Genomic DNA, 621 nt, shown 5'->3' with positions numbered 1-621 from the left:
CTGCGCCGCCTGGCTCATCGGACTCAACTAACGCTCCTGCTGGTAGGTGGGGCCACCGTGGTGGCTACCGGAGGCCGGGCTGGTGCCGGCCTGACGTCCTTGCTGGATGCCTCGACGGAGGTTGGTCAGCCGGCCGCGCACGTCGTCCGGCGCGCGCGAGACCTGCGGACCCTCCGGCAGGGCCTGCTGCTGTGCCGTGCCCTCGACGAGGTTGGCCCGCGGCACACGGCGGGGCAGACCCGACGAGGTGGTCCCGTCGGCGGCGGGCACCCGGACCTGCTCGGCCCGGCGCCAGCGCTCGTCGTTGGGGGACTCGCGCCAGTCCGGCAGCGGGGTCTGCGCCGTGACGTCGGGGGCCACGGGGGCGGCGGGGGGCTCCGGGGTCCGCTCGCGGGTCTCCTCCTGGCCGTGGAACCAGTGCGATTCCAGCTCCTGGAAGAGCGGCGTCGACTCCTGCGCGCCGTTCCGCGCGTCGTCCCGCCGTCCGGCGTCCTGCTGTCCGAAGCGGCCGGTGCCGGCAGGCGGAACGATCCGCCCGGCGCCGTCGGCGTCCGGCACGGGCGCCAGCTGCGGGAAGGCGGCGGTGGCGCTCGGGTCGGCCGGGGCCGCGGCGTCGCGGGA

General features: G+C 77.0%; 1 pseudogene. It reads right to left on the bottom strand.

Annotated features, from left to right (window positions below):
• Positions 1-27 precede the first annotated feature (27 nt).
• Positions 28-621: pseudogene (locus JNW98_RS35520) on the bottom strand (histidine kinase); the annotation flags it as partial.

The sequence above is a fragment of the Streptomyces huiliensis genome, from assembly GCF_020037025.1.
In the GTDB taxonomy this organism is placed as follows: Bacteria; Actinomycetota; Actinomycetes; order Streptomycetales; family Streptomycetaceae; genus Streptomyces; species Streptomyces huiliensis.
Note: the sequence above shows the minus strand (reverse complement) of the source record. Positions and strands in the feature narration are given on the sequence as shown.